The sequence below is a fragment of the Streptomyces sp. MAI_2237 genome, assembly GCF_054189285.1.
The window spans coordinates 3,451,416-3,477,364 of the sequence record NZ_JAJPGQ010000003.1; the positions used below are offsets into that span (position 1 = coordinate 3,451,416).

At 72.0% G+C, this 25,949-nt stretch carries 19 protein-coding genes and 1 pseudogene; 6 read left to right on the top strand and 14 right to left on the bottom strand.

The annotated features are described in order from the left end of the window. Positions 1–11: 11 nt before the first annotated feature. Positions 12–2,087 carry a transketolase gene (tkt, locus tag LN251_RS26190; protein ID WP_458246540.1) on the bottom strand — a complete coding sequence of 692 codons (2,076 nt, stop codon included), beginning with the start codon at positions 2,085–2,087 and terminating at the stop codon, positions 12–14. 146 nt (positions 2,088–2,233) lie between these two features. On the opposite strand from tkt, the gene LN251_RS26195 reads away from it, so the two are divergent. Next, positions 2,234–3,139, top strand: coding sequence for a helix-turn-helix domain-containing protein (locus LN251_RS26195; RefSeq protein ID WP_458246541.1), 906 nt, complete (start codon positions 2,234–2,236; stop codon positions 3,137–3,139). Positions 3,140–3,198: 59 nt separating this feature from the next. On the opposite strand, the pseudogene LN251_RS26200 reads toward LN251_RS26195, so the two are convergent. The 3 genes and pseudogenes from LN251_RS26200 to LN251_RS26210 form a co-directional block, all read right to left on the bottom strand. Continuing rightward, positions 3,199–4,585: pseudogene (locus tag LN251_RS26200) on the bottom strand (glycoside hydrolase family 16 protein). A gap of 172 nt (positions 4,586–4,757) precedes the next feature. Further along, positions 4,758–6,002, bottom strand: coding sequence for a L,D-transpeptidase (locus LN251_RS26205; RefSeq protein ID WP_458246542.1), 1,245 nt, complete (start codon positions 6,000–6,002; stop codon positions 4,758–4,760). A 278-nt stretch (positions 6,003–6,280) separates the two neighbouring features. Then, on the bottom strand, positions 6,281–8,398 hold the full coding sequence (locus LN251_RS26210; RefSeq protein ID WP_458246801.1) for an MMPL family transporter: 2,118 nt from the start codon (positions 8,396–8,398) through the stop codon (positions 6,281–6,283). A 209-nt stretch (positions 8,399–8,607) separates the two neighbouring features. On the opposite strand from LN251_RS26210, the gene LN251_RS26215 reads away from it, so the two are divergent. After that, a complete protein-coding gene (locus LN251_RS26215) occupies positions 8,608–9,021 on the top strand; it encodes a VOC family protein (protein WP_058922014.1) in 414 nt (137 codons plus the stop codon). Between the two features lie 28 nt (positions 9,022–9,049). Here LN251_RS26215 and LN251_RS26220 read toward each other — a convergent pair whose 3' ends face one another. From LN251_RS26220 to LN251_RS26240, 5 genes are all read right to left on the bottom strand, one after another. After that, positions 9,050–9,718, bottom strand: a complete 669-nt coding sequence (locus LN251_RS26220) for a response regulator (RefSeq protein ID WP_458246543.1) — start codon at positions 9,716–9,718, stop codon at positions 9,050–9,052. Then, complete coding sequence (locus LN251_RS26225) at positions 9,715–10,914, bottom strand: sensor histidine kinase (RefSeq protein ID WP_458246544.1); 1,200 nt, start codon at positions 10,912–10,914, stop codon at positions 9,715–9,717. Before LN251_RS26225 ends, LN251_RS26220 begins: the two co-directional genes overlap by 4 nt. Positions 10,915–11,052: 138 nt before the next feature. Then, positions 11,053–11,808, bottom strand: a complete 756-nt coding sequence (locus LN251_RS26230) for an IclR family transcriptional regulator (protein ID WP_458246545.1) — start codon at positions 11,806–11,808, stop codon at positions 11,053–11,055. Then, positions 11,805–13,214, bottom strand: a complete 1,410-nt coding sequence (locus tag LN251_RS26235) for an alpha/beta hydrolase family protein (RefSeq protein WP_458246802.1) — start codon at positions 13,212–13,214, stop codon at positions 11,805–11,807. The genes LN251_RS26230 and LN251_RS26235 overlap by 4 nt, the downstream gene beginning before the upstream one ends. Positions 13,215–13,263: 49 nt before the next feature. Next, positions 13,264–13,689: a MarR family winged helix-turn-helix transcriptional regulator gene (locus tag LN251_RS26240; protein WP_249838047.1), complete on the bottom strand. Its 426-nt coding sequence runs from the start codon at positions 13,687–13,689 to the stop codon at positions 13,264–13,266. A 261-nt stretch (positions 13,690–13,950) separates the two neighbouring features. Between LN251_RS26240 and LN251_RS26245 the strand changes: the two genes are divergently transcribed. The 4 genes from LN251_RS26245 to LN251_RS26260 are packed head-to-tail and all read left to right on the top strand — an operon-like array spanning position 13,951 to position 17,732. Next, positions 13,951–14,868 (top strand): SDR family NAD(P)-dependent oxidoreductase, encoded by a 918-nt coding sequence (locus tag LN251_RS26245; RefSeq protein ID WP_458246546.1) that lies wholly within the window; start codon positions 13,951–13,953, stop codon positions 14,866–14,868. Positions 14,869–14,879: 11 nt separating this feature from the next. Beyond that, positions 14,880–15,755: an amidohydrolase family protein gene (locus LN251_RS26250; protein ID WP_458246803.1), complete on the top strand. Its 876-nt coding sequence runs from the start codon at positions 14,880–14,882 to the stop codon at positions 15,753–15,755. Between the two features lie 10 nt (positions 15,756–15,765). Further along, positions 15,766–17,268, top strand: coding sequence for an acyl-CoA synthetase (locus LN251_RS26255; RefSeq protein WP_458246547.1), 1,503 nt, complete (start codon positions 15,766–15,768; stop codon positions 17,266–17,268). A gap of 8 nt (positions 17,269–17,276) precedes the next feature. After that, positions 17,277–17,732 (top strand): MaoC family dehydratase, encoded by a 456-nt coding sequence (locus LN251_RS26260; protein WP_362985829.1) that lies wholly within the window; start codon positions 17,277–17,279, stop codon positions 17,730–17,732. Here LN251_RS26260 and LN251_RS26265 read toward each other — a convergent pair. From LN251_RS26265 to LN251_RS26285, 5 genes are read right to left on the bottom strand one after another with little or no spacing between them, the layout of a single operon-like run. Continuing rightward, positions 17,723–18,556: a PaaX family transcriptional regulator gene (locus LN251_RS26265; protein WP_458246548.1), complete on the bottom strand. Its 834-nt coding sequence runs from the start codon at positions 18,554–18,556 to the stop codon at positions 17,723–17,725. The two genes, LN251_RS26260 and LN251_RS26265, sit on opposite strands and share 10 nt — an antisense overlap. Before the next feature lie 35 nt (positions 18,557–18,591). Beyond that, the gene (locus LN251_RS26270; RefSeq protein ID WP_458246549.1) at positions 18,592–20,262 is read right to left on the bottom strand and encodes a histidinol-phosphatase; all 1,671 of its coding nucleotides are present in this window, start codon (positions 20,260–20,262) and stop codon (positions 18,592–18,594) included. A 17-nt stretch (positions 20,263–20,279) separates the two neighbouring features. Continuing rightward, on the bottom strand, positions 20,280–22,112 hold the full coding sequence (locus tag LN251_RS26275; protein WP_458246550.1) for a LamG-like jellyroll fold domain-containing protein: 1,833 nt from the start codon (positions 22,110–22,112) through the stop codon (positions 20,280–20,282). A gap of 53 nt (positions 22,113–22,165) precedes the next feature. After that, the gene (locus tag LN251_RS26280; protein ID WP_458246551.1) at positions 22,166–25,084 is read right to left on the bottom strand and encodes a glycoside hydrolase family 2 TIM barrel-domain containing protein; all 2,919 of its coding nucleotides are present in this window, start codon (positions 25,082–25,084) and stop codon (positions 22,166–22,168) included. Beyond that, positions 25,081–25,944, bottom strand: coding sequence for a carbohydrate ABC transporter permease (locus tag LN251_RS26285; RefSeq protein WP_458246552.1), 864 nt, complete (start codon positions 25,942–25,944; stop codon positions 25,081–25,083). The genes LN251_RS26280 and LN251_RS26285 overlap by 4 nt, the downstream gene beginning before the upstream one ends. Positions 25,945–25,949: the final 5 nt, after the last annotated feature.

Genomic DNA, 25,949 nt, shown 5'->3' on the forward strand with positions numbered 1-25,949 from the left:
TTGCGATCGGATCAACCGCGGGCGGCGGTCAGGGATTCCCGGGCGGCCGCTGCGACGTTCTCGGGGGTGAAGCCGTACTCGGCGAACAGGATCTTGGCGTCGGCGGAGGCGCCGAAGTGCTCGAGGGAGACGATGCGTCCCGCGTCACCGGTGAAGCGGTACCACGTCAGACCGATCCCGGCCTCGACGGCGACCCGCGCGCGTACGGACGGCGGAAGCACGCTGTCGCGGTACTCGCGCGGCTGCTGCTCGAACCACTCCACGGACGGCATCGACACCACCCGCGCGCCGATCCCCTCGGCCTCCAGCTGCTCCCGTGCGGCGACGGCGAGCTGCACCTCGGAGCCGGTGGCGATCAGGACGACGTCCGGGGTGTCCTTCGAGGACTCCTTCAGCACGTAACCGCCCTTCGCCGCATCCGGGTTCGGCGCGTACGTCGGGACACCCTGGCGGGTGAGCGCGAGGCCGTGCGGGGCGGGGTCGGTGGCGTGCCGCCGGAGGATCTCGGCCCAGACGATCGCGGTCTCGTTGGCGTCGGCGGGGCGGACGACGTTGAGGCCGGGGATGGCGCGCAGGGAGGCGAGGTGCTCGACCGGCTGGTGTGTGGGGCCGTCCTCGCCGAGCCCGATGGAGTCGTGCGTCCACACGTAGGTGACGGGCAGCTGCATCAGCGCCGACATCCGCACCGCGTTGCGCATGTAGTCGGAGAACACCAGAAAGGTGCCGCCGTAGATGCGGGTGTTGCCGTGCAGGGCGATGCCGTTCATCTCCGCGGCCATCGAGAACTCGCGGATGCCGAAGTGGACGGTACGGCCGTACGGGTCGGCCTCGGGCAGCGGGTTGCCCGCCGGCAGGAACGACGACGTCTTGTCGATGGTGGTGTTGTTCGAGCCGGCCAGGTCGGCGGAGCCGCCCCACAGCTCCGGCAGGACGGCGCCCAGGGACTGCAGCACCTTGCCGAAGGCGGCACGGGTGGCGACGGCCTTGCCCTCCTCGAACACCGGCAGCGCGTCCTGCCACCCTTCCGGGAGCCGGCCGGCCACGATCCGGTCGAACAGCTCGGCCCGCTCGGGGTGCGCGCCGCGCCACTTGTCGATCTGCTTGTCCCAGGCCGCGTGCGCCTCGGCACCCCGGTCCAGGGCCTGGCGGGCGTGGGCGAAGACCTCGGGGGCCACCTGGAAGGTCTGCTCGGCGTCGAAGCCGAGGACGCGCTTGGTGGCCGCCACCTCGTCGTCGCCGAGCGCCGAGCCGTGGGAGGCCTCGGTGTTTCGCGCGTTCGGGGCGGGCCAGGCGATGATCGTGCGCATCGCGACGATCGAGGGGCGCCCGGTCTCGGCCTGCGCAGCCTTCAGGGCCGCGTACAGCGCGGGCACGTCGACGTCGCCGTTCTCGGTGGGCTCGACGCGCTGGGTGTGCCAGCCGTAGGCCTCGTACCGCTTCAGGACGTCCTCGGAGAACGCGGTCGCGGTGTCGCCCTCGATGGAGATGTGGTTGTCGTCGTAGAGGAAGACCAGGTTGCCGAGCTTCTGGTGGCCGGCCATCGAGGATGCCTCGGAGGAGACGCCCTCCTCCAGGTCGCCGTCGGAGACGATCGCCCAGATCGTGTGGTCGAAGGGGGAGGTGCCCTCGGGGGCCTCGGGGTCGAAAAGGCCGCGCTCGTAGCGGGCGGCCATCGCCATGCCGACGGCGTTGGCGGCGCCCTGGCCGAGCGGGCCGGTGGTGGTCTCCACACCGGCGGTGTGCCCGTACTCCGGGTGGCCGGGGGTCCGCGAGCCGTGCGTGCGGAAGGACTTGAGGTCGTCCAGCTCGACCTCGTACCCGGCGAGGAAGAGCTGGGTGTAGAGGGTCAGTGAGGTGTGGCCGGGGGAGAGGACGAACCGGTCACGGCCGGTCCACTCCGGGTCGGCCGGATCGTGACGCATCAACTTCTGAAAGATCGTGTACGCCGCCGGGGCGAGGCTCATCGCGGTGCCCGGGTGGCCGTTGCCCACCTTCTGCACGGCGTCGGCCGCGAGCAGACGGGCGGTGTCGACGGCTCGACGGTCGAGTTCGGTCCATTCGAAGCTGTCCGGTGTCTGCGTACTCATCTTCAAGAAATCCTCGATCTGAGCGGGATTGCTGGCCTGACTCGTTCAAACTTAAAAGTCTGACTTTTACGGGGGAAGGTCCTCGTGTGCCAGCCTGTGGTGAAAGTGGGACACCGAAAGCAGCAGCTGGGCGGCGGTAGAGGGACATGACGGACAGAAGCATCCAAGGCGGAGACGGTGACGGCGGTGTGGACGGGATCAGAACGTTCCCCTTCCCGGTCGAGCTGAGTGTGCGGGGCGTCGGGATGCAGGTGGGCCCGATGGGAACCGACCGCACCTGGCACGCCGACGCACCCCTGCATCGTGTCCACCGCATCGACTTCCATGTCGTGATGCTCTTCGACGCCGGCCCCGTCCGCCATATGATCGACTTCGCCGAGTACGAGGCGACGGCCGGCGACCTGCTGTGGATCCGCCCCGGTCAGGTCCACCGCTTCTCCCGGACCAGCGAGTACCGCGGAACCGTGCTGACCATGCAGCCCGGCTTCCTCCCGCGCGCCACCGTGGAGGCCACCGGCCTCTACCGCTACGATCTCCCGCCCTTGCTCCGCCCCGGCCCGGTCCGACTGGCCGCCCTGCGCTCGGCCCTCGCCCAGCTCGCGCGCGAGTACGAGGACACCGAGACCCTGCCGCCGAGCCTGCACACCGCCGTCCTGCGCCACTCCCTCACGGCGTTCCTGCTCCGCCTCGCCCATCTGGCGACCAGCTCCGCCGAGGCTGCCCGGCTCCAGTCGGACACCACCTTCACCCTCTTCCGCGACGCCGTGGAGAAGGGCTTCGCCACCAATCACAGCGTCAGCGCCTATGCCGACTCCCTCGGTTACTCCCGCCGCACCCTCGTCCGCGCGGTCCGCGCCGCCACCGGCGAGACTCCGAAGGGCTTCATCGACAAACGCGTGATCCTGGAGGCCAAGCGGCTCCTCGCCCACACGGACATGCCGATCGGCCGGGTGGGCGCGGCGATCGGCTTCCCGGACGCGGCGAACTTCTCCAAGTTCTTCCAGCAGCACACGGAGATGACACCGGCGGCGTTCCGGGCGGAGCTGCGGTGAGGACATGAAGGAGGGGCTCCACGCCGGTGCGTGGAGCCCCTCCTCGGTACCGGGCGGTGTCAGTGCCCGAAGTCGAACCAGTTCACGTTCACGAAGTCCGCCGGCTGGCCGCTGCTGAAGGTCAGATAGACGTCGTGCGTGCCCGTGACGGAGCTGATGTTGGCCGGGATCGTCGTCCAGGACTGCCAGCCGCCCGTGTTGCCGACGGCGAAGCTGCCGATGGGGGTGCTGGTGGCGCTGTCCAGGCGGACCTGGACCAGGGCCGCTGACCCCGGACGCGGCACCGCTGGCCACCCGGGCGTAGAACTGCTTGGCCGCCGTGGAGCCGAAGTTGACGCCCTTGTAGAGGGCCCAGTCGCCGTTCGCGATGTAGCCGACGTCCTGGCCGCCGCCGGTGTCCGAGGTGGCCTCGGTGGTGACGCCGGACTGGCTGTCGTAGGACTCCGCCTGGATGGCGCTGTAGGCGTCGCGGTTGCCGGACGGCGGGGGAGTGGTACCGCTCCCACCGGTCGACAGCACCTGGACGTAGTCCACGAGCATCGGGTGGCCGGACTCCGTCGCGCTGGTCGGCCCGCCGCCGAACGCCGCGGGGAAGCCGCCCCCCATCGCCACGTTCAGGATGATGAAGAAGCCGTGGTTGGTGGCGTTGGCCCAGGTCGTCGCGTCCACCTGATTGGCCGTCACCGTCTGGTAGTTGACGCCGTCGACGTAGAAGCGGATCGCCTCGGGGCTGGCCGAGCGGTCCCACTCCATGGTGTAGGTGTGGAAGCCGGACTGGCAGGTGGAGTTGGGGCAGGCGGTCGAATTGCCCAGGCCCGTCGTCTCGTTGCAGGGGCCGCCGGAGGCCGTCCCGCAGTGCATGGTGGCCCAGGTCTTGTTGATGCCGTTGACGTTCTCCATGATGTCGAGCTCGCCGACGCTCGGCCAGTTCTGGTAGTTGCCGCGGTAGGGCGCGCCCAGCATCCAGAAGGCGGGCCAGTAGCCGGCGGCCGCGGTGCCGGTGACGTTGGGCATCTGGATGCGCGCCTCGACGCGCAGCTTGCCGCCGGCCGGGGGCTGGAAGTCGGTGCGGTTGGTCTCGATGCGGCCCGAGGTCCAGTTGCCGGCCGCGTCGCGCAGCGGCGTGATCTTCAGGTTGCCGCTTCCGTCGAGGGCGACGTTGCCGGTGCTGCTGGTCATCCTCTCGACCTCGCCGGTGCCCCAGTTGGCGGCGCCGCCGGGGTAGGAGGTCCCGGTGTCGTAGAGCCAGTTGGTGGTGTTGACGCCGGTGCCGGCCGAGCCGTTGAAGTCGTCGGCGAAGACCTGTGTCCAGCCCGAGGGGGGCGTGGGCGCGGAGGCGTCCGCGGACTGGGTGGCGGCCGTGGCGAGCACGGCCGCCAGGCCGAGCGTGCTGAGGGCGGCGACGAGCGTGCGTCGCCGTCTGGGCCTGCCGGAGGTTGCACTCATGGGGGTGCCTCCCGGGTACGGGGTGAGGGGCTGCGGGTACCTTCGAGAGCGCGGGATGAGAGCGCTCTCAGAGTGGGCCCAATGTGCTCCCCGGTACCGGGGTCGTCAAGAGTTAAAGCAAGGAAAGTCCTTTCGTGGCACGGAAGTTCACACCCTGAACGACGCAATCGTGCTAAACCGCACTCCCCGCCTTCCAGTCCGCCCACGACAGGTTCCACCCGTTGAGGCCGTTGGCCGGATCGACCGTCCTCTCACCGGAGTTCTTCACGATGACGACGTCACCGAGCATCGAGGACGCATAGAACCTGTAACCGTCCACGGACGCGTCGCTCGCGCCCTTGGCGTCGTGCAGGCCCACGCATCCGTGACTGGTGTTCTGGTGGCCGAACACCGAGGTGGACGCCCAGTAGTTGCCGTGCACGAAGGTGCCGGAGGTGGTCAGGCGCTGGGCATGCGGGACGTCGGAGATGTCGTACTCGTCGCCGAGCCCGACCGTGGAGGACTCCATGCGGGTCTGCCGGAACCGCTCGCTGATGACCATGATCCCGGACCAGGTGGTGTGCTGGGCGTTGCCGCCGGAGACCGGATACGTGGCGACGGTGCGGCCGGACCGCCGGACCGTCATCTCCTTGCTCGACAGGTCGACCGTGCTGATCTGCTCCCGGCCGATGTGGAAGGTGACGTCCTTCTGCTGCACGCCGTAGACGCCGTCCGTGCCCTCGACGTCCTTCAGGCGCAGACTGAGCGTGATCTTCGTCCCGGCCGCCCAGTAGGTCTCCGGACGGAAGTCGAGCCGGGTGTCGTCGAACCAGTGGCCGACCACCTCCACCGCGGGCTCCGCGGTGACGGTGATCGCCCTCTGGACGGCCGCCCGGTCCTTCACCGCGTGCGTGAAGTTGATCGACACCGGCATGCCGACGCCCGAGGTCGAGCCTGCCTCGGGCGTGAAGTACCCGACGAAGGTCTCGCCCGGCGACCTGGTGGTGAAGGTCGCCGTCTGCGCGGCGGCGCCCTCCGGGGTGGCCGTGACCGTGTACTTCGTGCCCGAGTACGGGTTCCTCACCGAGGTCCACCTCGTCCTGGCGGCGTCGAGGGAACCGGCCAGCGTGGAGCCGTCGTTGCCGGTGACCTTCACCGAGGCCAGGGCGCCGTCGGTCACGGTGACCTCGACGGGGCTGGAGAAACCGGCCTTGCGGGTGCCGTCGGCGGGCGTGACCGAGACGACGGGCTTCTTCGCGGCGGCGGACGGCGTCGACGTCGAGGACGCCTCCGCCGCGCCCTCCGACGCGCCCGCCGAGCCGCTGCACGCCGTCAGGACCGCGGCGGCCGGCGCCACGCCGAGCGCGCCGAGCAGCCCGCGCCGGGACCACCTGTGCGACGGCCGCTGCGACCGGTTCGATATGTGCGAGACGCCCACGTCAGGCCTTCCTGGGATATCCACCTTTTCCGGGAGCATCCTGCGCCGCGCAGATGTGCTGATCCTTTGAATCCCCGGGCCGCTCCCTGAGATTCCCGTGAGGAGCGGCCGGGGCCGACCCACACGCATCCGTCGGGGCCGGTGGCGAGCTCCTCGAAGAGGTACGTCGCCGCGGCCGCGAGGTCCGTCGCCGCACCCGCCTCCGCGCAGAGGTCCGCGATCACCGTGACCGGTCCGAAGAGCTCCCTCGCTCGGGCGAGTGGGCACGCGTCCTGCCGTCACGGAGTCCGGGAACCGCTCCCCACGACGGCCGTCTCCGGGGCCGGGGCCTCCTCGCCGAGCCCGATCCGCTCGTGCGCGCGGTGCAGCGGCCTCGGCGCCCACCACGCCCACCGGCCCAGCAGCGCCATCGTCGCCGGGACCAGCAGCATCCGGACGACCGTCGCGTCGACGAGGACCGCCAGGGTCAGGCCGAGGCCGATCTGCAGGATGGGCGAGAAACCGCCCGTCATGAACGCGCCGAAGACGACGGCCAGCAGCAGCGCGGCGCAGGTGACGACGCGGCCGGAACGGCGCAGCCCGGTCACCACCGCCTCCCGGTCGTCACCCGTCGCGCGCCGCGCCTCGCGCATCCGGGCCAGGATGAACAGCTCGTAGTCCATGGCGAGCCCGAAGGCGATCGCGACGATCAGCGGCGGCGCCGTCAGGCTCAGCGCGCCCAGGCCCTCGGCGCCCAGCAGGCCGGCCAGGTGGCCGTCCTGGAACACCCACACCACCACGCCCAGCGCCGCGCCCAGACTCAGCAGCGTCGTCAGGATTGTGCGCAGCGGGATCAGGACCGAGCCCGTGAACGCGAACAGCAGGACGAAGATGCCCACGAGGACGGTCAGGGCCGCCCACGGCACCCGGTCGGCGAGCATCGCGCGGAAGTCGACCAGGCGCGCGGCGGGTCCGGTGACCTGCACTGGCTCTCCGCCTCGCAGATCGCGCACCGCCTCCACCAGCGCGGTGGCCCGCGCCCCGTCCGCCCGCCCGGACGGCTGCAGCTGGACGACGGTGGCGCCGCCCGGCAGTGAGCGGGAGCGGGCGACGGGCGACAGGGCGCGGATCCGGCCGGCGGTGGCGGCATCGGTGCCCGGTTTCAGCACCACCGTCACCGGCGAGACGCCGGTGCCCGGCGGGAAGTGGGCGTCCACGGTGTCGTACAGCCGCCGGGCCTCGGTGGTGGCGGGCAGCTGCGTGGCGTCGCCGATCTCGATCCGCAAGCCCGTGACGGGCAGGGCCAGTACCAGCAGGGCCGGTACGACCACCGCCAGGACGGCGACACGGCGGCGGGCCGCGAAGCGGGCGACAAGGGCGAAGAAGCGGCCCTCCTCGCCCACCGGCCGGGCCTTCGCCGGGGCGATCCTGCCGCCGAACCGGGCGAGCAGCGCGGGCAGCAGCGTCAGCGCGGCCAGCATGTCGATGACGACGACGGCGGCCACCGCCAGGCCCATGCTGCGCAGGAACACGCTGGGGAAGACCAGCAGCCCGGTCAGGCTGACGGCGACCGTGAGCCCGGAGAACAGCACCGTCCGCCCGGCCGCCGCGACCGTGCGGCGCACGGCCTCGTCGACGTCCGGGGTGTGCCGGCGCTCCTCGCGGAACCGGACCAGCATCAACAGGGCGTAGTCCACGGCGAGTCCGAGCCCCAGCATGGTGGTCACCTGGATCGCGTACACCGAGATGTCGGTGACGTGGCTGAAGCCGAACAGGGCCAGGAAGGCGCCCGCGATCCCGCTCACCGCGATCACCAGCGGCAGCGCGGCCGCGCGCAGTCCGCCGAACACGACCAGCAGCAGGGCGAGGACGACCGGCAGCGAGATCAACTCGGCGTCACGGACGTCGTGCTGGGCCCGCTCACCCTGCTGCCGACCCAGCAACGGGCCTCCGCTGACGTGCACTTGGGGGGCGTCGATGCGTTCGATGCGGTCGACGGCCGCGTCCACGGCCTTCTTCTCGGCGTCGTCGCCGAGACCGCCGTCGAGGGTGACCGGGACGATCAGCGCCTGCCCGTCCCGCGCCGTGAGCCCGTCCGTCGTGTACGGGTCCGGTACGGCGGCGATCCCCTCGATGCGGCGCACGTCGGCGACGGCCCGCTCGACCTGCGCGCGCAGCCGGGGCGCGGTGACGGCGGTTCCCGCCACGACGCCGGTGATCGACTCACCGGCCGGGTCGGCGCGGTCGAGGTACTGGGCGGCCTGTTCCGACTCGGTGCCCGGTACCTCGGGCACGTTGTCGGACAGCCGCCCGAAGACGCCCGTGCCCAGCCCGAAGCCGAGCAGCAGGAAGAGCACCCACAGCAGGATGACGGTCAGCGGGCGGCGGGTCGCCGTCCGGGCGAGTGAGGAGAGCATGGTGCCTCCCGGCGGGTCGTCGGTTGCCATCGCCCTCAGACTGCTGCCGGGCGGGGTGCCGGAGGATCGCCGGAGGGAGCGGTTTCGAGGCATCGCCCGCGCGGGGGAGACAACGGCCCGGCTCACTCTCCGGAGGGAGGCGACGGGAATCGACCGCGGGGCCGCCGGGGCTGACGGGGAAGGCCGTCCGCGATCCCGGAGGAGTCCGCATGTCCGAGGAACCCGCCGTCCGCGAGCTCCGGCTCGTCGTCACGGCACCCGACTACGACGAGGCCCTGCGCTTCTACCGCGACGTCCTCGGCCTGCCCGAGCGCGCCGCGTTCTCCTCCCCCGACGGGAGGGTCACCATCCTGGAGGCGGGCCGGGCCACGCTGGAGCTGACCGACCCCGGGCACGCGGCCTTCATCGACGACGTCGAGGTGGGCCGCCGTGTCGCCGGCCCCGTCCGGGTCGCCCTCCAGGTCGACGACGCGACCGCCGCCACGGCACGGCTGTCGGCCGCCGGGGCCGAGGTCCTCGCCGAGCCGACCCGCACCCCCTGGAACTCCCTGAACTCCCGGCTCGACGCCCCGGGCGCCCTCCAGCTGACCCTGTTCGAGGAACTGGGCGACCGGGCGCCGTAGCCGGAGGCCGGCCCGGCGCTGCCCGGGCTCAGGGACTGCCCGGTGTCACCAGCCCCGTCTCGTAGGCGCAGATCACCGCCTGCACCCGATCCCGGAGCCCCAACTTGCCCAGCACGTTGCTGACATGGGTCTTGACGGTGTGCTCGCTGACGAAGAACGCCGTGGCGATCTCGGAGTTGGACAGGCCCCGGGCCAGCAGCCGCAGCGTCTCCACCTCGCGGGCGGTCAGGACCTCCAGGCGCTGCGGGGTGACCGACGAGGCGGCCTCCGCGCGGCGGCGGCGCACGACGTCCGCCACCAGGCGCCGGGTCACCGCGGGCGCGAGCAGGGAGTCGCCGGCCGCGACCACGCGCACGGCGTGCACGAGGTCGTCGCGGCGCACGTCCTTGAGCAGGAAGCCGCTGGCTCCCGCGGACAGCGCCTCGTAGACGTACTCGTCGAGGTCGAACGTGGTCAGCATGACGACCTTGCAGCCGGAGTGTGCGCACACCCGGCGCGCCGCCTCCAGCCCGTCCATGACCGGCATACGGATGTCGAGGAGCAGCACGTCCGGGCCGTGCCGCCGCACCGCCGCGACCGCCTCGGCGCCGTCCCCGGCCTCGGCGACCACCTCGATGTCCGCCTGCGCCTCGAGGATCATGCTGAAGCCGCTGCGGACCAGCTCCTGGTCGTCGGCGACGACCACCCGGATGCTCACGCCCGCCCCCGCTGCCGCACTCCCGCCCGCCGCTCGTCCACGACGGGCAACCGTACGGCGACGCGGAAGCCGCCGTCGGGACCGCGGCCCGCCTCGGCGCTGCCCCCGCAGGCGGCGGCCCGCTCCCGGATGCCGATCAGCCCGTGCCCGCCGTCCGGGGCCGTCGGCCCTCGTCCGTCGTCGGTCACCGTGAGCGTCAACGCGTCCTCCGTCCAGTCCAGTTCGACCGTCGCGCAGGTAGCGTAGGCGTGTTTCACCGTGTTGGTCAGCGCCTCCTGCGTCACCCGGAAGGCGGCGACCTCGGCGTCGGCCGGCAGCGGCCGCGGCTCGCCGCGCGTCCGCAACTCCACGCGCAGGTCCGCTGTTTCGGCGACCTGACGCACCAGCGCGGGCACCCCCGCGACCGCCGGCTGCGGTGAAGTGCCGTTCGCGGGCTCTTCCTTGAGGACGCCGAGAATTCGCCGCAGCTGCGCCATCGCGTCCCGGCCGGCCGACGCGATGGCGTCGAAGGACGCCTCCGCGCGCTCGGGATCGCTGCGCACCACGACGGGTCCGGCCTCCGCCTGCACCACCATCAGGCTCACCGCGTGGGCGAGGACGTCGTGCATGTCCCGGGCGATCCTGGAGCGTTCCTCGGCGATCGCCCGCGCGGTGTCGGCGGCCCGCTCCCGCTCCAGGCGCCGGGCCCGGTCCTCGACCGCCTCCGTGTGGGCGCGCCGGTCCCGGGCCATCGTGCCCAGCCCGTACGCGCACAGGATCGTCAGCAGGTGGAAGGCGTACTCGAAGGGCCGGGCGTGCTCCTTGTGCTGCATGGTGAGCGTGGCGCCGACCAGCCAGCCCGTCAGCATCAGGCGGCGCTGCCAGGGCGGCGAGAGGGAGGCGACGGTGTAGAGGACGACCAGGCCGCCCCACACCACGTCCGGTGGCGGCGCGTGGTAGACCGCCATCGCGGGGGTGGCCGCGGAGACGACCCACGCGGTCGCGAACGGCGCCCGCCGCCGCCACACCAGCGGCACCGCCGTCGCGGCCCCCAGCAGCCAGCCCTGCCAGGACAGCCGGTCGTCGCCCTCGTCGGGGAAGAGCCACTGCAGGGAGACGGCGAACAGCACGAGCGCGGCGAGAGCGGTGTCGACGGCGTACGGGTCGGCCGTGCGCAGCCGCGCGGCGACCCGCCCGTACCAGGACTGCGGGGACATGGGCGGCTCCTCGGGACAGGGCGGTCCCAGTATCCCGAGCGCATCCGGCCGCCGGCCTCACCGGCGAGAGGGATATTCGAACGGGACCCTTCCGGACCCCTCCCGCCCCCTCCCGAACCTCCGGGCCCTTCCGGACCTCTACGGCTCCTTCGGCGGCCGCCACCCCAGGGCCCGCGATATGCCGCGGGCCGCGAGCCGTACGGCCGGCACCAGGACCGGTACCTGCGCGTCGGCGTGCGGTACCACCACGGACACCGCGGCGACCACCTCGCCGCCCGGCCCGCGCACCGGGGCGGCCACCGACAGGGCGTCCTCGGTGACCTGCCGGGCGCTCACCGCGACCCCCGTGCGGCGCACCTCCGCGAGCATCCGGCGCAGTCCCGCCGGATCGGTGAGGGTGTACGGCGTGAAGCGGGCGAGCGGGGCCGCGCAGTACTCCTCCTGCGCGTCCTGGCCCGCGTGCGCCAGCAGCGCGAGCCCGACGCCGGTGGCGTGCAGCGGCCAGCGCGCCCCCACCCGGATGTGCACGCCGACGGCCGAGCGCCCCGAGATCCACTCGATGTAGACGACCTCCGACCCGTCCCGCACCGCCAGCTGCACGTTCTCGTGCGTCGCCTCGTACAGGTCCTCCAGGTACGGCAGCGCGATCTGCCGCAGGCCCAGACCGCGCGGGGCGAGGGCCGCGACCTCCCACAGCCGGAGCCCGACGTGGTAGACGCCGGAGGCGTCCCGCTCCAGGGCGCCCCACTCCGTCAGGGCGCCCACCAGCCGGTGTGCGGTGGTCAGGGTCAGCCCGGCCCGCCGGCTGATGTCCGTCAGGGACAGCGCCGGGTGTTCGTGGTCGAACGCGGCGAGGACGGACAGCAGCCGGTCGGGGGCCGAGCGCAGGGTCATGGCCGGGCGTCTCCCGGGTGGGCGAGGTCGTAGGGGCGGGGGTATGCGGCCGGGCGGTAGGTCACGTACCGCGGTGCGCTTCCGGGGTCCTCCTGCGCCGCGCGGGCGTTGAGCGTGCCCGGCGAGGCGTCCCAGCGGCCGGTGTCCAGCCGGTGCTCCAGGGTGTGCAGGGCGCCGAGCATCTCGCCGTCGGTGAAGGCGCAGTGGCCGGGTCCGTCGACGTAGGCCTGGGCGAGCAGGGGGCCCCGGCCCGCCGCGCCGGCCGCCCGCCGGTAGGCGCTCTCCGCCTGTACCGGGATCAGGGCGTCGCCGGTGGTGTGGATGTCCAGCTGGGGGTCGGTGAGACGGCCCCCGAACACGCTGGTGTGCCGCATCCACCGGACGGCCGCGGGGTCGGCGGAGATCCGGGGCGCGGTGGCGAGGGCCGCGAGGTCGGTGCGCAAGGACAGTCCCGCCTCCTTGTAGAGCTCGGTCACCTCTTTGTACAGCGGGGAGCGGCCCAGCATCGACGTGTAGTCGACGCCGGTGTTCCAGGACATGTTGCCGCCCGCCCGGCTCTCGGCCTCCTGCCGCCAGCTGAAGGCGGGCAGCTGCAGCAGCCCGTTCACCGCCGTGTACTGGTTGGCCTCCCGGGTGGTCCAGTCGGCGGGGCCGGGCTCGGTCTGCGAGGCGTCGTTGTAGCCGGGGATGTTGTGCAGGGCGGCGGCGAGGGCGATGCGCGCACGCCCCGCGGGCGTCCGCTGGGCCGCGGCGGTCTTCGAGGTCAGCGACTTCGCGGCGGCGGACGCGGACGCCTGGTCGGCGAAGCCGGTGAGCGGGATGTCCTCGCCGGGCGCGAGCAGTGTCCGCAGCGCGAAGACGGGGTCCAGCGTGCTGTTCCAGTTCGCGACCCCGCCCTGGACCAGCCCGCACATCGACAGCGAGCCGTCGAAGCGGTCGGCTTGCCGCTCGGCGAGGGCCGTCGTGACGAAGCCGCCGTAGGAGGTGCCCCAGGCGAGGGTGCGCCGCGCCGGTCCGAACTTCCGTGTGAACAGCTCCAGCGTGGCGAGTTGGTCGGGTACGGCGTCCGTCACCGCCCAGCCCGTGGTGGCGTACGAGGAGCCGATGAGCGCGTAGCCCTCGGCGAGCAGTGTGGTCCGGGTGCCCGAACCGGGCGCGTTCTGGGCCGGGTTGGGGACTCCGGCGGGGGTGTAGCCGTGGCTGTAGAGCAGCACGGTGCCGTTCCAGGCGGCGGGGACGTCCATCACGTACGCGGCACCCGAGGGGAGTTGACCCGACAGATGGGTGTCGGTGGCCGCCCCGGCGGGCAGGGCGGTGGCCGCGCTCAGGGCGAGGGTCAGTACGGCGAGGCAGGTGCGGGTCTTCACAGAGGTCCCTTCCGTGGGGGGAGTGCGGGACGAGGCCATCGTGAAGTTAGGCACTCAAGTATCGGCAGTCAACAACTTGCACAACATCTCAGCCGAGTCCGTCCCCCGCGATCCGCAGCAACAGGCCGTGCAGCGCCTCCCGTTCGGCCGGGTCGAGGGGGCCCAGCAGGTCGTTCGTCACGCGCAGGCCCGCCTCGTCGGTGTCGCGCAGAAAGGCGCGCCCCTCGGTGGTGAGGACGACGATCCGGCTGCGGCGGTCGTCGGGGGAGGGCCTGCGCTCGGCGAAGCCAAGCTTCTCCAGGTCGTCGACCAGGCCGACGATCGCGCTCGGGTCGTAGCCGAGGCGGGTGCTCAGCTCCCGCTGCAGGGCGCCGTCGGAGCCGGCCAGGAAGCGCAGCACCGCGTAGTGGCGCAGGCGCAGCCCGGACTCCTGCAGGAACGTGTTGAACAACTGACCCGAGCGCAGGCCCAGGCGATACAGCAGGTAGCCCGTGTCCGCGTGCAGTCCGCGCATCCACGGCTCGTCCGCGTCGATGGGGCTCGGGTTCGTGACGTGCTGGCGTGTGATGGCGGGCTCCCTGGGCTCGGTGCGTCGTGACGATTCCAGCATGTCGCACCTGTGGGTCGCCAACAACTATTGACGTCAACAATTATTGCTCTTAGCTTCGATCTCGGAGCCGCGGCCGGCGTCGTACGGCCGCACTACCGGCACCACGCGCACCACGCACGTCAGCCGCACCACCCGCATCAGCTCAGCTCGTGAAGGGACCCACTCGTGCCCAGCATCGATCTCACCGGCAAGGTCGCCGTCGTCACCGGCAGCGGCCGGGGCCTCGGCCTCGCCTACGCGCACGCCCTGGCCGCACACGGCGCGTCCGTGGTCGTCAACGACGTCGACGAGGCCGTGGCCGAGGCGGCCGTGAAGTCCATCGCCGAGGCGGGCGGCAGGGCCGTCGCCGAGGTCGTCCCGGTCGGCACGAGCGAGGCCGCCGAGCGCCTGGTGAACCGGGCAGTCGAGGAGTTCGGCCGGCTGGACGTCCTGGTCACCAACGCCGGCATCCTGCGCGACAAGGTGCTGTGGAAGATGACCGACGACGACTTCGACGCGGTGATCACCACCCACCTCAAGGGCACGTTCACCTGCGCCCGCGCCGCCGCCGTCCGGATGCGCGAGCAGGGCGAGGGCGGCACCCTGATCCTGGTCGGCTCCCCGGCCGGGCAGCGCGGCAACTTCGGGCAGACGAACTACGCCGCCGCCAAGGCTGGCATCGCCGCCATGGCCCGCACCTGGTCGATGGAGCTGGGCCGGGCGAACATCACCGCCAACGCGATCGTGCCGGTCGCCGCGACCGCCATGACCGAGACCGTCCCCGCCTTCGCCCCGTACATCGAGGCCATGCGCAACGGCGAGCCGCTCCCGGCCTTCCTGCGCAAGGGCGAGGGCTTCGGCACCCCCGAGGACTGCGCGGCCCTCGTGCCCTTCCTCGCCTCCGACGCCGCCCGCTCCATCACCGGACAGGCCATCGGCATCGGCGGCGACAAGGTGGCACTCTGGTCGCATCCGCAGGAGATCAGGACGGCGTACGCCGACGGCGGCTGGACCCCCGAGGCGCTGGCCGACGCCTTCCCCACCTCCGTCGGCGCCGAGCTGCAGTCGGTCGGCATTCCGGCGCCCCAGTTCCCGGAGGCGTGATGTCCCCCTCGATGAACGTCGACGACCTGGTCGCGATCGACGTCCACACCCACGCGGAGGTCTCCTCCAAGGGCCACTCCTCCCTGGACGACGATCTGCACGACGCGTCCTCCGCCTACTTCAAGGTGGAGGGCAAGCGGAAGCCGACCTTGGAGGAGACGGCCGCGTACTACCGCGAGCGGAGGATGGCCGCGGTGATCTTCACCGTCGACGCCGAGTCCGCGACCGGCACCGCGCCCGTCCCGAACGAGGAGGTCGCCGAGGCTGCGGCCGCCAACGCGGACGTCCTCATCCCCTTCGCCTCCATCGACCCCTTCCGCGGCAGGGCGGGCGTGAAGCAGGCCCGCCGCCTGGTCGAGGAGTACGGGGTCAAGGGCTTCAAGTTCCACCCGAGCATCCAGGGCTTCTTCCCCAACGACCGCTCGGTGGCGTACGACCTGTACGAGGTGATCGAGGAGACGGGCACCATCGCCCTCTTCCACACCGGCCAGACCGGCATCGGCGCCGGCGTCCCCGGCGGGGGCGGCATCCGCCTGAAGTACTCCAACCCGCTGCACGTCGACGACGTCGCCGCCGACTTCCCGCATCTGAAGATCATCCTGGCGCACCCGTCCTTCCCCTGGCAGGACGAGGCCCTCGCCGTCGCCACGCACAAGCCGGGCGTGCACATCGACCTGTCCGGCTGGTCGCCGAAGTACTTCCCGCCGCAGCTCGTGCAGTACGCCAACACGCTGCTGAAGGACAAGGTCCTCTTCGGCTCCGACTTCCCCGTCCTGACCCCCGACCGCTGGCTCGCCGACTTCGGCAAGTTGTCGATCAAGGACGAGGTGAGGCCGAGGATCCTGAAGGAGAACGCCGCCCGCCTGCTCGGGCTCACCACGCCGTAAGGGGCCGTAGATGCGCAATGAGGGACTGGGCTCGTGGCCCGCACGCCGGGCCCGCAAGACCCCGCACCGCACCGCCCTGATCCACGGCGGCGCCCCGCTCACGTACGCGCGGCTGTACGAGCGCACCACCCGCCTCGCCCACGCCCTGCGCGCCCGCGGGGTGCGCCGCGGCGACCGCATCGCCTACCTCGGCCCGAACCATCCCGCCTACCTGGAGACCCTGTTCGCGGCGGGCACCCTCGGCGCGGTCTTCGTCCCGCTCAACACCCGCCTGGCCGGCCCGGAGATCGCCTTCCAGCTCGCCGACTCCGGCGCGAAGGCACTCGTCTACGGCCCCTCGCACGCCGGCCTGGTCGCCGGACTGCCGGGCGACACGGACGTGCGTACGTACGTCGAAGTGGGCGCCGAGTACGAACGGGCGGTCGCCGCCGCGGCGGCCGAACCGATCGACGAACCGGTCGTCCCGGACGACACCTGCATCATCATGTACACCTCGGGGACGACCGGCCGCCCCAAGGGCGCCATGCTCACGCACGGCAACCTCACCTGGAACGCGGTCAACGTCCTGGTCGACACCGACCTGATCGCCGACGAACGCGCCCTGGTCTCCGCGCCGTTGTTCCACACGGCCGGCCTGAACATGCTGACGCTGCCGGTGCTCCTGAAGGGCGGCACCTGCGTCCTGGTGGAGGCCTTCGACCCGGAGGCCACCTTCGACCTGATCGAGGAACACCGGATCACCTTCATGTTCGGTGTCCCGACGATGTTCGAGCAGGTGGCCCGTCACCCCCGCTGGCCGTCCGCGGACCTCTCCTCACTGCGGATCCTGACCTGCGGCGGCTCCCCGGTGCCGACGCCGCTGATCGCCGCCTACCAGGAACGCGGGCTCACCTTCCTCCAGGGCTACGGCATGACGGAGGCGTCCCCCGGAACGCTGTTCCTGGACGCGGAACACGCGGTGGGCAAGGCGGGTTCGGCGGGCGTCCCGCACTTCTTCAGCGACGTCCGGGTGGTCCGGCCGGACCTCACCCCCGTAGAGGTCGACGAGACCGGCGAGGTCGTGGTCCGCGGACCCCATGTCATGCCCGGCTACTGGGGGCTGCCGGAGGAGACGGCCGCCTCCTTCGCGGACGGCTGGTTCCGCAGCGGGGACGCGGCCCGCGTCGACGAGGACGGGTACGTCTTCATCGTCGACCGCATCAAGGACATGATCATCTCCGGAGGCGAGAACGTCTACCCGGCCGAGATCGAGGACCAGCTCCTCGCCCACCCGGACATCGTCGAGTGCGCGGTCATCGGCGTCCCCGACGACAAGTGGGGCGAGGTGCCGCGGGCGGTCGTCGTGCCCCGCGAGGGCGCCTCGCTCGACCCCGACGAGGTGCTGGCCACCCTGGCCGGCCGCCTCGCCAAGTACAAGATCCCGAAGTCGGTGGTCCTCGCGGACGAACTCCCGCGCACCGCCTCCGGAAAACTCCTCAAGTCCCGCGTGCGCAAGCGCTTCGGAAACCAGTAAGGAATCTCATGAGCCTCACCGTGAACGGCATCGACGAACTGAAGAAGCTCGCGGGCAGCGACCTGGGCACCAGCGAATGGATCGAGGTCACCCAGGAGCGCATCGACACCTTCGCCGACGCCACCGGCGACCACCAGTGGATCCACGTCGACCCCGAGCGCGCCGCCGAGGGCCCCTTCGGTGCCCCCATCGCCCACGGCTACCTCACCCTCTCCCTGTTCATCCCCCTGTTCACCGAGCTCCTGGACGTCCAGGGCGTCACCACCAAGGTCAACTACGGCCTGAACAAGGTCCGTTTCCCCTCCCCGGTGAAGGTGGGGTCGCGTATCCGGCTGGCCGCGCGGCTGGCCGAGGTGGAGGAGGTGCCGGGCGGTGTGCAGATCACCGTGGACGGCACCATCGAGATCGAGGGCGGGGGCAAACCGGCCGCGGTGCTGCAGAGCCTGTCGCGCTTCTACGCCTGATCCGGGCGGACCGGCACCAGGTCGAGAAGGCGGGTCGCGGCGTCCCGCGCCAGGGGCGTGAGCCGGTCGTGGACCGCGCGGAACGTCTTCTCGGCCTGTTCCGCGGGCCAGTCGTCCGGCAGGTGCTTGACCGGCAGACGCGGGTCGCGGCGGATGATCTGCAGCCACTCGGCCTGCAGGCGCAGGCGGAGCACGAGGGCCTCGTCGGCCTCGGGGGAAGCGGTCTCCCACGGCTGCCAGCGGCGCACGAAGGCGGTGTACCGCTCGGCGAGTTCGGCCAGCTCCCAGGTCTCCTCGATCATCGCGCCGATGTCCATGCCGGCGTCGGCGTGCGCGCGGAAGACCTTGACGTGCGCGGAGAGGCCGAGCTCGGAGACCAGTTCCGCGACGTCGACCTCGCCGGGGGCGATCCACAGGCCGCTGAACAGGGGGCCGAAACCGCTCCAGGTGAGCTTGGAACGCAGGTCGTGGCGCTGGCGCTGCCAGGACTCCGGGAGGGAGAAGCCGAGGAGGGTCCAGGTGCCGTCCCAGTCGCGGTTGACGGCGCCGGTCTGCCAGATGCGCCGCTCGCCGTCCCGCAGGACCGCCGTGGAGTGCTCGGTCAGCCCGAAGTACATCCGGCGTCCCTCGCGCTGGCGCCGCAGCAGGTCGCGCTTGACCATCCGGGTCAGTGTGGAGCGGGTCGCCTGCTCGCCGACGCCGGCGCGCTCGAAGACGTCGATGACGCTGCCGGAGTACACGCAGACGTCCCGCCCGAGCACCTGGTCGCCCAGGAACGTCAGCAGCAGCGACTGGGGCCGCAAGGACGATTCCTCACCGTTCATGCGGCCCACGGTACGACGTCGTCGATCAGTGCCGCTCAGTCACCCGCCACGTCGACGAAGATCGGGTTCGAGTAGAACCACGTGTCCGCCCACGGGTCGCCGTTCCCGGGCTCGTGCGGAACCGGGCCGTTCGGGTCGACGGCGGCGCCCAGGTAGCCCGCGCCGTGCCGGTTGCCGTCGCTGCCGCGCAGCCGCACGTAGAAGGACTCCTCGCCTGCCGTCAGCGGGATGCGCAGGGTGTACGTCCCCTTGCGGCCGGAGACGTCCCTGGTCTGTACGACCCTGGTGTCCGGCGCCCGCCAGGTGTCCCGGTCGGCCACCGGGCCGCGCACCGCGCCCCGGATCACGTCGACGTGCGCCAACTCGGGCAGGATTCCCTGCGGGTTGGGCCGGGACGCCGTGGTGACGGTGACGTACAGCGTGATCCGCTCGCCCTTGCGGACGCGGAGCCGGCCGCCGAGGGTGACGCCCCGGCCCGCGTCGCGGTCCCGCCTCAGCCGGACGTCCAGCCCGTCCAGCAGGTGCCCGTGGTCCAGCCAGACCCGGCCGGCGCGCAGGCCCGCCATCACGGCGCGGAAGCCGTAGCGGGTCACGCCCACGTGGGTGCGGCTGAACTCGCCCGGCCAGAAGTCGCTTCCGGGCTGCGGGGCGTCGGTGTTCACCGGGTCGGGCAGCTTGCCGGTGTTGTCGAAGTTCTGCCCGGCCGGCCAGTCGCCGTTCTTCCAAGTGTCGAAGACCGTGCGGTGGTTGTCGGAGTTGGTGGTGATCGTGAACAGCCGGCCCTCGGCGAGCATCGAGTCCCACAGGCCGCCGACCGTCGCCGTCGCCCAGTCGAAGCCGCCGTACGTGAGGAACGCGTCGGCCGGGTAGCCCGCCCAGGACTGCGCGGTCGGCTTGTTCTCGTACTCGCCGCGGATCGAGGTGCTGCCGCGCCAGCCGGGGATCGCGGCACCCTGGGCGCCGGGCGCGCCCTCCATGCCGATCATGATCTCGGGGGCCGCGTCCCGCCAGTTGCGCATCTCGTGCGGGGAGTCGATGCCCAGGCGCAGCGGGTGGTTGGCGAGGACGAGGACATCGTCGACGTAGCCCGAACGGCGCTGCTCGGCCAGCCACTTGATCGCCTTGACCGCATGGGCCTCGTTGCGGGCGGTGTCCGCGGCGCCCGCGGAGCCCTCGGTGTAGCCCAGCAGTTTGCCGTCGTAGGCCAGCTCGAACTGCGTGAGCAGATCGGTCTCGTGGGGGCCGGGAGCAGCGAACACCGTGCAGTGCTCGGCGGCCGGGATGTACCACTCCAGGCCCTGGAAGATCAGCTGACGCGGGTTCTCCGCGCGGGCCCTGACGATCTCGGCGTGCTCCAGCTTCGCGCCGTGGGAGGCGTGCCCGAAGTTGGAGTGTTCGTTGAACACCATCCAGTCCAGGCCGTACGTCGCCGCGGCCCGTGCCTGCTGGGAGAACGTGTACTTGGCGTCGTGGCTGTAGACGGAGTGCACGTGGTGGTCGCCGACGAGGTAGGCGAGCCGGGGGTCCTCGCCGCCGAAGCCGCCGCGCGGGGAGGCGAGTGCGGGCCTCGCCGCCGACCCCAGGGCGAAGGCGGTACCGAACAGACCGGCACGGCGCAGGAGTTGGCGCCTCGACACGCCCTGGGCGTCGAGGCGGGCGGGGGAGACGGACGGGTCGGCCCAGGCGGGCAGTCGCTGCTCGGTCATCTTCGGTTCCTGTGCGCTCAGTGGTTCATGAAGGAGGTGACGGGCAGCGCCCCGGAGACGATCCGGACGTCGCCGAGGCGGCCGTGCAGGATCTGGTCGATCTTCCCGGCATACTCGTAGCCGCCCAGCAGCCACGGCAGCCCCACCGAGGCGATGCCGACCGCGGGGGCCCTGGGGTTGCGGACCACCGGGCAGCCCTCGACGTACAGCGTGGTGTGCCTGCCGTCGTTGACGACCGCCAGGTGCCACCAGGTCTCCAGCGGTGTCTCCTGGCCCCAGTTGGTGGCGATGCCCTGCTGGTTCAGCGGGCGCATCGCCCACTGCGGTTCGCGGTCGTTGGACAGGGACAGGGTGGCGAGCGGCTCGTCGGGGTCGTCGCCGGTCTTGCCGGCGGCGCCGCCCGTGCCGGTGCGGCCGACGAGGCCGGACCAGGCGTGATGGTCCGGGTCCCAGTCGGCGGGAAGCCGGTAGAACGCCTCGATGGTGTAACCGCCCTCGAACGTACCGGAGTTCAGCGGCGCGCCGTCGACGGTGCGCAGGTACGCGCCCTTCAGCGGCGACTTGTAGCCCTGGAACTCCAGGCTGCCGTGGCCGGGTTGGTCGGGATGGTGGTCGGCGGACCAGCCGAGCGCACCGCCGCCCACCGTGACGAGGGCGAGGTCGTTTCCGTGTCCGGACAGGTCGCGGACGGTGCCGGCGACGGGTGACTCGAACCGCCAGTAGGCGACGGTGCCCGGGACCAGCATCCGCGACACCGGCCGCGCCGCGCGGGCCGGCACGGGGTCGAAGCCGGAGAACCGGTCGGCGAAGTCGATCTCCACCGAGAAGCGGTCGGCGTCGCCGCTCAGCTCGATCTCCTGCCGCTCCAGCGGGTTCAGGCCCTGCTGGGCCCGGCCGAGGATCCACGGGGAGACCGTCTCCACGTCGATGACGCCCCGGTCCAGGTCGAAGCGGTACAGCCGAATCATCGCCGCGCCGCCGAAGTAGCGGTTCTGGTAGTTGGTGAGGTGCAGGTGCACGTCGTGGCCGGCGGCGTTCTTTCGGGTGGCGCGGGCCGCCGGCCAGTAGTGGCCGTTGAGGGTGAGGAAGATCTGGTCGTGGTCCGCGATCAGCCGGTCCCACAGCTGCTGCCCGTAGGCCGACAACTGATCGTCAGCGACGACGAGTTCGTGTGTGGTGAGGACGACGGCTGTCCTCGGGTGGGCGGCGAGCACGTCCTTCGCCCAGGCGTAGCCCTGGTCCGACAGCCGCCAGTCCAGCGCGAGGACCATCCACTCGCGCCCCGCCGCCCGGAACAGGTGGTAGGTGTTGTAGCCGTCCGCGGAGGCCCCGCCGAACGTCGGCTTACGCTTGAAGCGCCGGGGACCGAACGTGTCAAGGTAGGGCGTCGGGCCGCGCTGGTCGTCCGAGGAGGACTTCACGTCGTGGTTGCCCGCCAGGACGCTGTAGCCCACGCCCCGCCGGTCCAGCAGCCCGAACGCCTCGCCGATCGCGGCGCATTCGGCCTGCGCGCCGTTCTGCGTGAGATCGCCCAGGTGGGAGAGGAAGACGAGGTTCTCCTCCCGGCCGTGCTCCAGCAGATAGCGCAGCGATGCCTCGGCCGGCGCCTTGTCGATGCTGGGCCCGTCGAAGAGGTACTGGGTGTCCGGCATCACCGCGAGCGTGAAGCGGCGGCTGTCGGGATCGGGCCGCCGGGCACGCGCGCTCGCGGGCGCCGCCTCGGCGCCGGCCGGAAGGGCGAGCCCCGTGGCCGCGGCGGCGCCCAGCAGCGCGGTGGCCCTGAGGAGACTGCGTCGTCCGGCGCCGGCCTGCGCGGCCTCGCCCTGGGGGTGGTCATGCGAAGTGCACACATGTGCTCCGTGGGATGTGACATGTCACCTGGGACAGGGACAGAGAGGCGGGGTCACCGCACGCGCAGCGTCCAGCTCCAGCGGTGGACACCCGGCGCGACGCGGTAGGAGGGGAAGGTGTCGGGGCCGCACGAGGCCGTGCCCAGGCCCCGGTGCGCCGCGTCGATGTGCACGACACAGCCCGCACGGGGCACCAGTTCGTCGTGGTGCCGTGCGGCGGTCAGGTCCTCGGCCCGGTACCGGGTGACGGAGACCTGCCGGGGTGCGTCCAGCACGACCGCGAGACCGGTGCCGTCGGGCGCCGACAGCGTGAACCGCCGTACTCCGTGCCGGCCGCCGCTCTCCTGCGGACGCAGGTACGGCGTGAACGTCGCCTCGACCGGCAGCGAGTGATGGCCGACCGGCGCGCCCGCGCACCGGTCGGGGTACGACTCCCACGGCCCCTGCCCGAACCACTCCAGCAGGTCCGGTCCCGGCGCCGTCTCGAAGACGGTGCCGACCCGCGCCACGTCGTCGAACTCCTCGGGCAGCTCCGCCTCCTCCTCGATCCGGATGCCGCCCTCGACCGGGGTGAGCACCTGCCGGTGCCGCACGACGCCGGCCGTGCCGGCGTACTCGGCGTCCACGGTCACCCGGCCGCCGTCGGCCCGCACCGACACGAGCTTGCGGACCAGCGAGTCCAGCCCCCAGGTCCGCCAGCGCGGCGCCATGCCGCCCAGCTCGTCGTTGTCGGTGGGCGCCCGCCACAGGGACAGCGTGGGCGCGGCCGTCAGCGACGGATGCACGAGCAGGCCCTCGCCGTCGACCTCGACGGCCCCGTCCATGAGGGCGTCCTCGGCGACGGCGGGCCCGCGCAGGCGCACCTGCGGCAGGCACACCTCGGTGCCGCGCGGCGCCCACGGCTGGTCCTCCGCGGTCGTCACCCGCAGGGTCAGCCAGGCTTCGCCGCCGTCGCGGGGCAGCGCGAAGGGCAGCGGCACGGCGGCCGTCTCGCCGGGCCTGAGGCCGGGCAGGTCCGCGGGCGCGGTCAGCGTGCCGCCGTCGGCGAGGGACAGCTCCCAGGTGCCGGCCAGCCAGTCCAGGCCGCGGAAGTGCTGGTGGTTGCCGAGGACGATGCCCTCGTGCCGGAAGCACTCGATGCGCACCGGCGCCGCGATCTCGCGGTGCTCGTACAGGGCGGGCTTCGGGGTGCGGTCGGGGAAGACGACCCCGTCCGCGATGAAGGCGCCGTCATGGATCGTCTCGCCGAAGTCGCCGCCGTACGCCCAGCGATGGCCCGGCGCGGCGACACCGTTGTCATAGAGCCCGGCGCCCCCACGCCCGGCCGGTCTGCCGTCGTTCACACGCTGCAGGATGCCGTGGTCCCAGAACTCCCAGATGAACCCGCCCTGAAGACCCGGAGTGGACTCGATGGCCGCCCAATGGTCCGCGAGCGTGCCGTTGCTGTTGCCCATGGCGTGGGAGTACTCGCACTGGATGAGCGGCCTGGTCTGCCGGCCCGACAGGGCGTGGGCGACGCAGTCCTCCAGCGGCGCGTACATGGGGCAGGCGATGTCGGAGCAGTCGTCCGTGGCCGCCCAGTTGAGCTTGGCCGCGCCCTCGTACTGCAGGGGCCGGGCCGGGTCGTGCCGGCGCACCCAGCCGGCCGCGGCGTCGTGGTGGGCGCCGTAGTCGGACTCGTTGCCCAGCGACCAGATGATCACCGACGGGTGGTTCTTGTCGCGCAGCACCATCCGGGAGACCCGGTCGACGAAGGCGTTCAGGTAGCGCGGGTCGTCGGCGATCTCGTGGGCGTGGTCGTGGGACTCGATGTCCGCCTCGTCGACGACGTAGAAGCCGAGTTCGTCGGCGAGGTCGTACAGGGCCGGGTCGTTCGGGTAGTGCGAGGTGCGGATCGCGTTGAAGCCGAAGCGCTTGAGCAGGACGAGGTCGGCGCGCATGTCGTCGTACGACACCGTCCGGCCGGTCAGCGGATGGAAGTCGTGCCGGTTGACGCCCCGGATGTACACGCGCTCGCCGTTGACCAGCAGGTCCCGGCCGGTGATCTCGACGTCGCGGAAGCCGACCCGGTGGTGCGAGGCGTCGGCGAGGGTGCCGTCGGGGCGGTGCAGGCGGACGGTGAGGCCGTACAGCTCGGGCGTCTCGGCGTTCCAGGTGCGCACCTCGGGGACGAAGCCGTGCACGCGGGCCTCGCCGAGGAAGCCGGAGACCCGGTCGTCCTCGGCGTTGACCCGGTCGAACTCGGCGTCCTGGGTGAGGAGCCGGCCGTCCAGCTCGGCGCTGACGTACCAGCCGTCGGGCAGTGGGCCGCGCGCGTCGCGCACCCGGCAGTCGACGCGCAGCTCCCCGTCCTGCCGCGCCCTGACGGTGACGTCGGCGAGGTGCAGCGGGTCGGTCGCGTACAGGAGCACCGACCGGGTGACACCGCCGTGCCACCACTGGTCCTGGTCCTCGATGTGCGAGGCGTCCGACCACTTCACGACCGTCAGCCGCAGTACCGACCGCCCGCCGGGGCGCACGACGCCGGTGAGGTCGAACTCGGCGGCCAGGTGGGAGTCCTTGGAGAGGCCGACGGGCCGGCCGTCGACGTGCACCAGCAGCACGCTCTCGGCGGCGCCGACCTGGAGCACGATCCGCCGCCCGGCCCACTCGGCGGGCACGTCCAGGTCACGTTCGTACACCCCCGTCGGATTGGCGGCGGGGGAGTGCGGCGGGATGTCGCCGAACGGCATGCGGACGTTGGTGTACCGCGGCAGGTCGTCCGTGTCCTGCAGGGTCCAGGCGCCGGGGACGTACGCCGACGACCAGGCGCCGTCGGCCGGCGCTCCGGGAGCGGGCAGCAGCTGGAAGCGCCAGTCGCCGTCCAGGCAGAGGGCTCCGGCACGCCGGTCGACGGCGTTCATGGGCAGCCGCCCCCAGGAGGTCACCTCGGGGGCCTCCCAGGGGCGCAGCGCGAGGAGCGGGTCGCTCAACGGATGGCCCCCTTGCCGAGGTCGCCGATGATCTGCTTGGCGCCGATGGCGAAGACGATGAGCAGGGGGACGAGGGCGAGCAGCGCGCCGGTCATCACCATGCCGTAGTCGGTGGTGCCGTGCACGCCGTTGAGCTGGGACAGGGCCACCTGGAGGGTGACGTTGTCGGGGTTGGTGAGGGCGACCAGCGGCCAGGCGTAGTCGTTCCACTGGCCCATGAAGGTGAAGATGCCGAGGAAGGCCAGGCCCGGCCGGACGACCGGGAGGGCCACGTGCCAGTACTGGCGCAGGAAGTGCGCCCCGTCGATGCGTGAGGCGTCCAGCAGCTCGTCGTGGATGGCGCTGCGCATGTACTGGCGCATCCAGAAGATGCCGAAGGCGTTGGCCGCCGCCGGCACGATCAGTGCCGTCATCGAGCCGATCCAGCCGATCCTCGCCATCATCACGAACTGCGGGATGATCGCCAGCTGCGTCGGCACCATGAAGATCAGCATGAGCAGCCCGAACAGCAGCCTGCGGCCGGGGAAGTGGAACTTGGCGAAGACGAAGGCGGCGAGGGAGTCGAAGAACAGGACCAGAACGGTCACCGAGCCCGCCACCAGCAGCGAGTTGAGCATCGAGCCGAAGAAGTCGACGTTGTCGAAGAGGGCGCGGACGTTGCGCAGGAAGTGCGAGCCGGGCAGCAGCTTCGGCGGGTAGGAGAAGATCTCGGTCGACGTGTGCGTCGACATGATGACGGCCCAGTAGAACGGGAAGGCCGACAGCAGCAGTCCGGCGACGAGGACCGCGTGCAGCGCGACGCCCCGGCCGCGGGTTCCCCTGATGCCCTTGGGGCGCTTGGTGTCCTGGATGGATGCCATGGTGT

Coding starts and splice junctions, on each gene's coding strand:
- LN251_RS26240 (WP_249838047.1), bottom strand. CDS start 13,689: ATGCGCGGACTGCACGCGGACACGGGCTACCTGCTGTATCGCCTGGGC.
- LN251_RS26215 (WP_058922014.1), top strand. CDS start 8,608: ATGTCCGAGGAACCCGCCGTCCGCGAGCTCCGGCTCGTCGTCACGGCA.
- LN251_RS26250 (WP_458246803.1), top strand. CDS start 14,880: ATGAACGTCGACGACCTGGTCGCGATCGACGTCCACACCCACGCGGAG.
- LN251_RS26260 (WP_362985829.1), top strand. CDS start 17,277: ATGAGCCTCACCGTGAACGGCATCGACGAACTGAAGAAGCTCGCGGGC.
- LN251_RS26270 (WP_458246549.1), bottom strand. CDS start 20,262: ATGACCGAGCAGCGACTGCCCGCCTGGGCCGACCCGTCCGTCTCCCCC.
- LN251_RS26285 (WP_458246552.1), bottom strand. CDS start 25,944: ATGGCATCCATCCAGGACACCAAGCGCCCCAAGGGCATCAGGGGAACC.
- LN251_RS26255 (WP_458246547.1), top strand. CDS start 15,766: ATGCGCAATGAGGGACTGGGCTCGTGGCCCGCACGCCGGGCCCGCAAG.
- LN251_RS26235 (WP_458246802.1), bottom strand. CDS start 13,214: ATGGCCTCGTCCCGCACTCCCCCCACGGAAGGGACCTCTGTGAAGACC.
- LN251_RS26210 (WP_458246801.1), bottom strand. CDS start 8,398: ATGCTCTCCTCACTCGCCCGGACGGCGACCCGCCGCCCGCTGACCGTC.
- LN251_RS26265 (WP_458246548.1), bottom strand. CDS start 18,556: ATGAACGGTGAGGAATCGTCCTTGCGGCCCCAGTCGCTGCTGCTGACG.
- tkt (WP_458246540.1), bottom strand. CDS start 2,087: ATGAGTACGCAGACACCGGACAGCTTCGAATGGACCGAACTCGACCGT.
- LN251_RS26225 (WP_458246544.1), bottom strand. CDS start 10,914: ATGTCCCCGCAGTCCTGGTACGGGCGGGTCGCCGCGCGGCTGCGCACG.
- LN251_RS26230 (WP_458246545.1), bottom strand. CDS start 11,808: ATGACCCTGCGCTCGGCCCCCGACCGGCTGCTGTCCGTCCTCGCCGCG.
- LN251_RS26195 (WP_458246541.1), top strand. CDS start 2,234: ATGACGGACAGAAGCATCCAAGGCGGAGACGGTGACGGCGGTGTGGAC.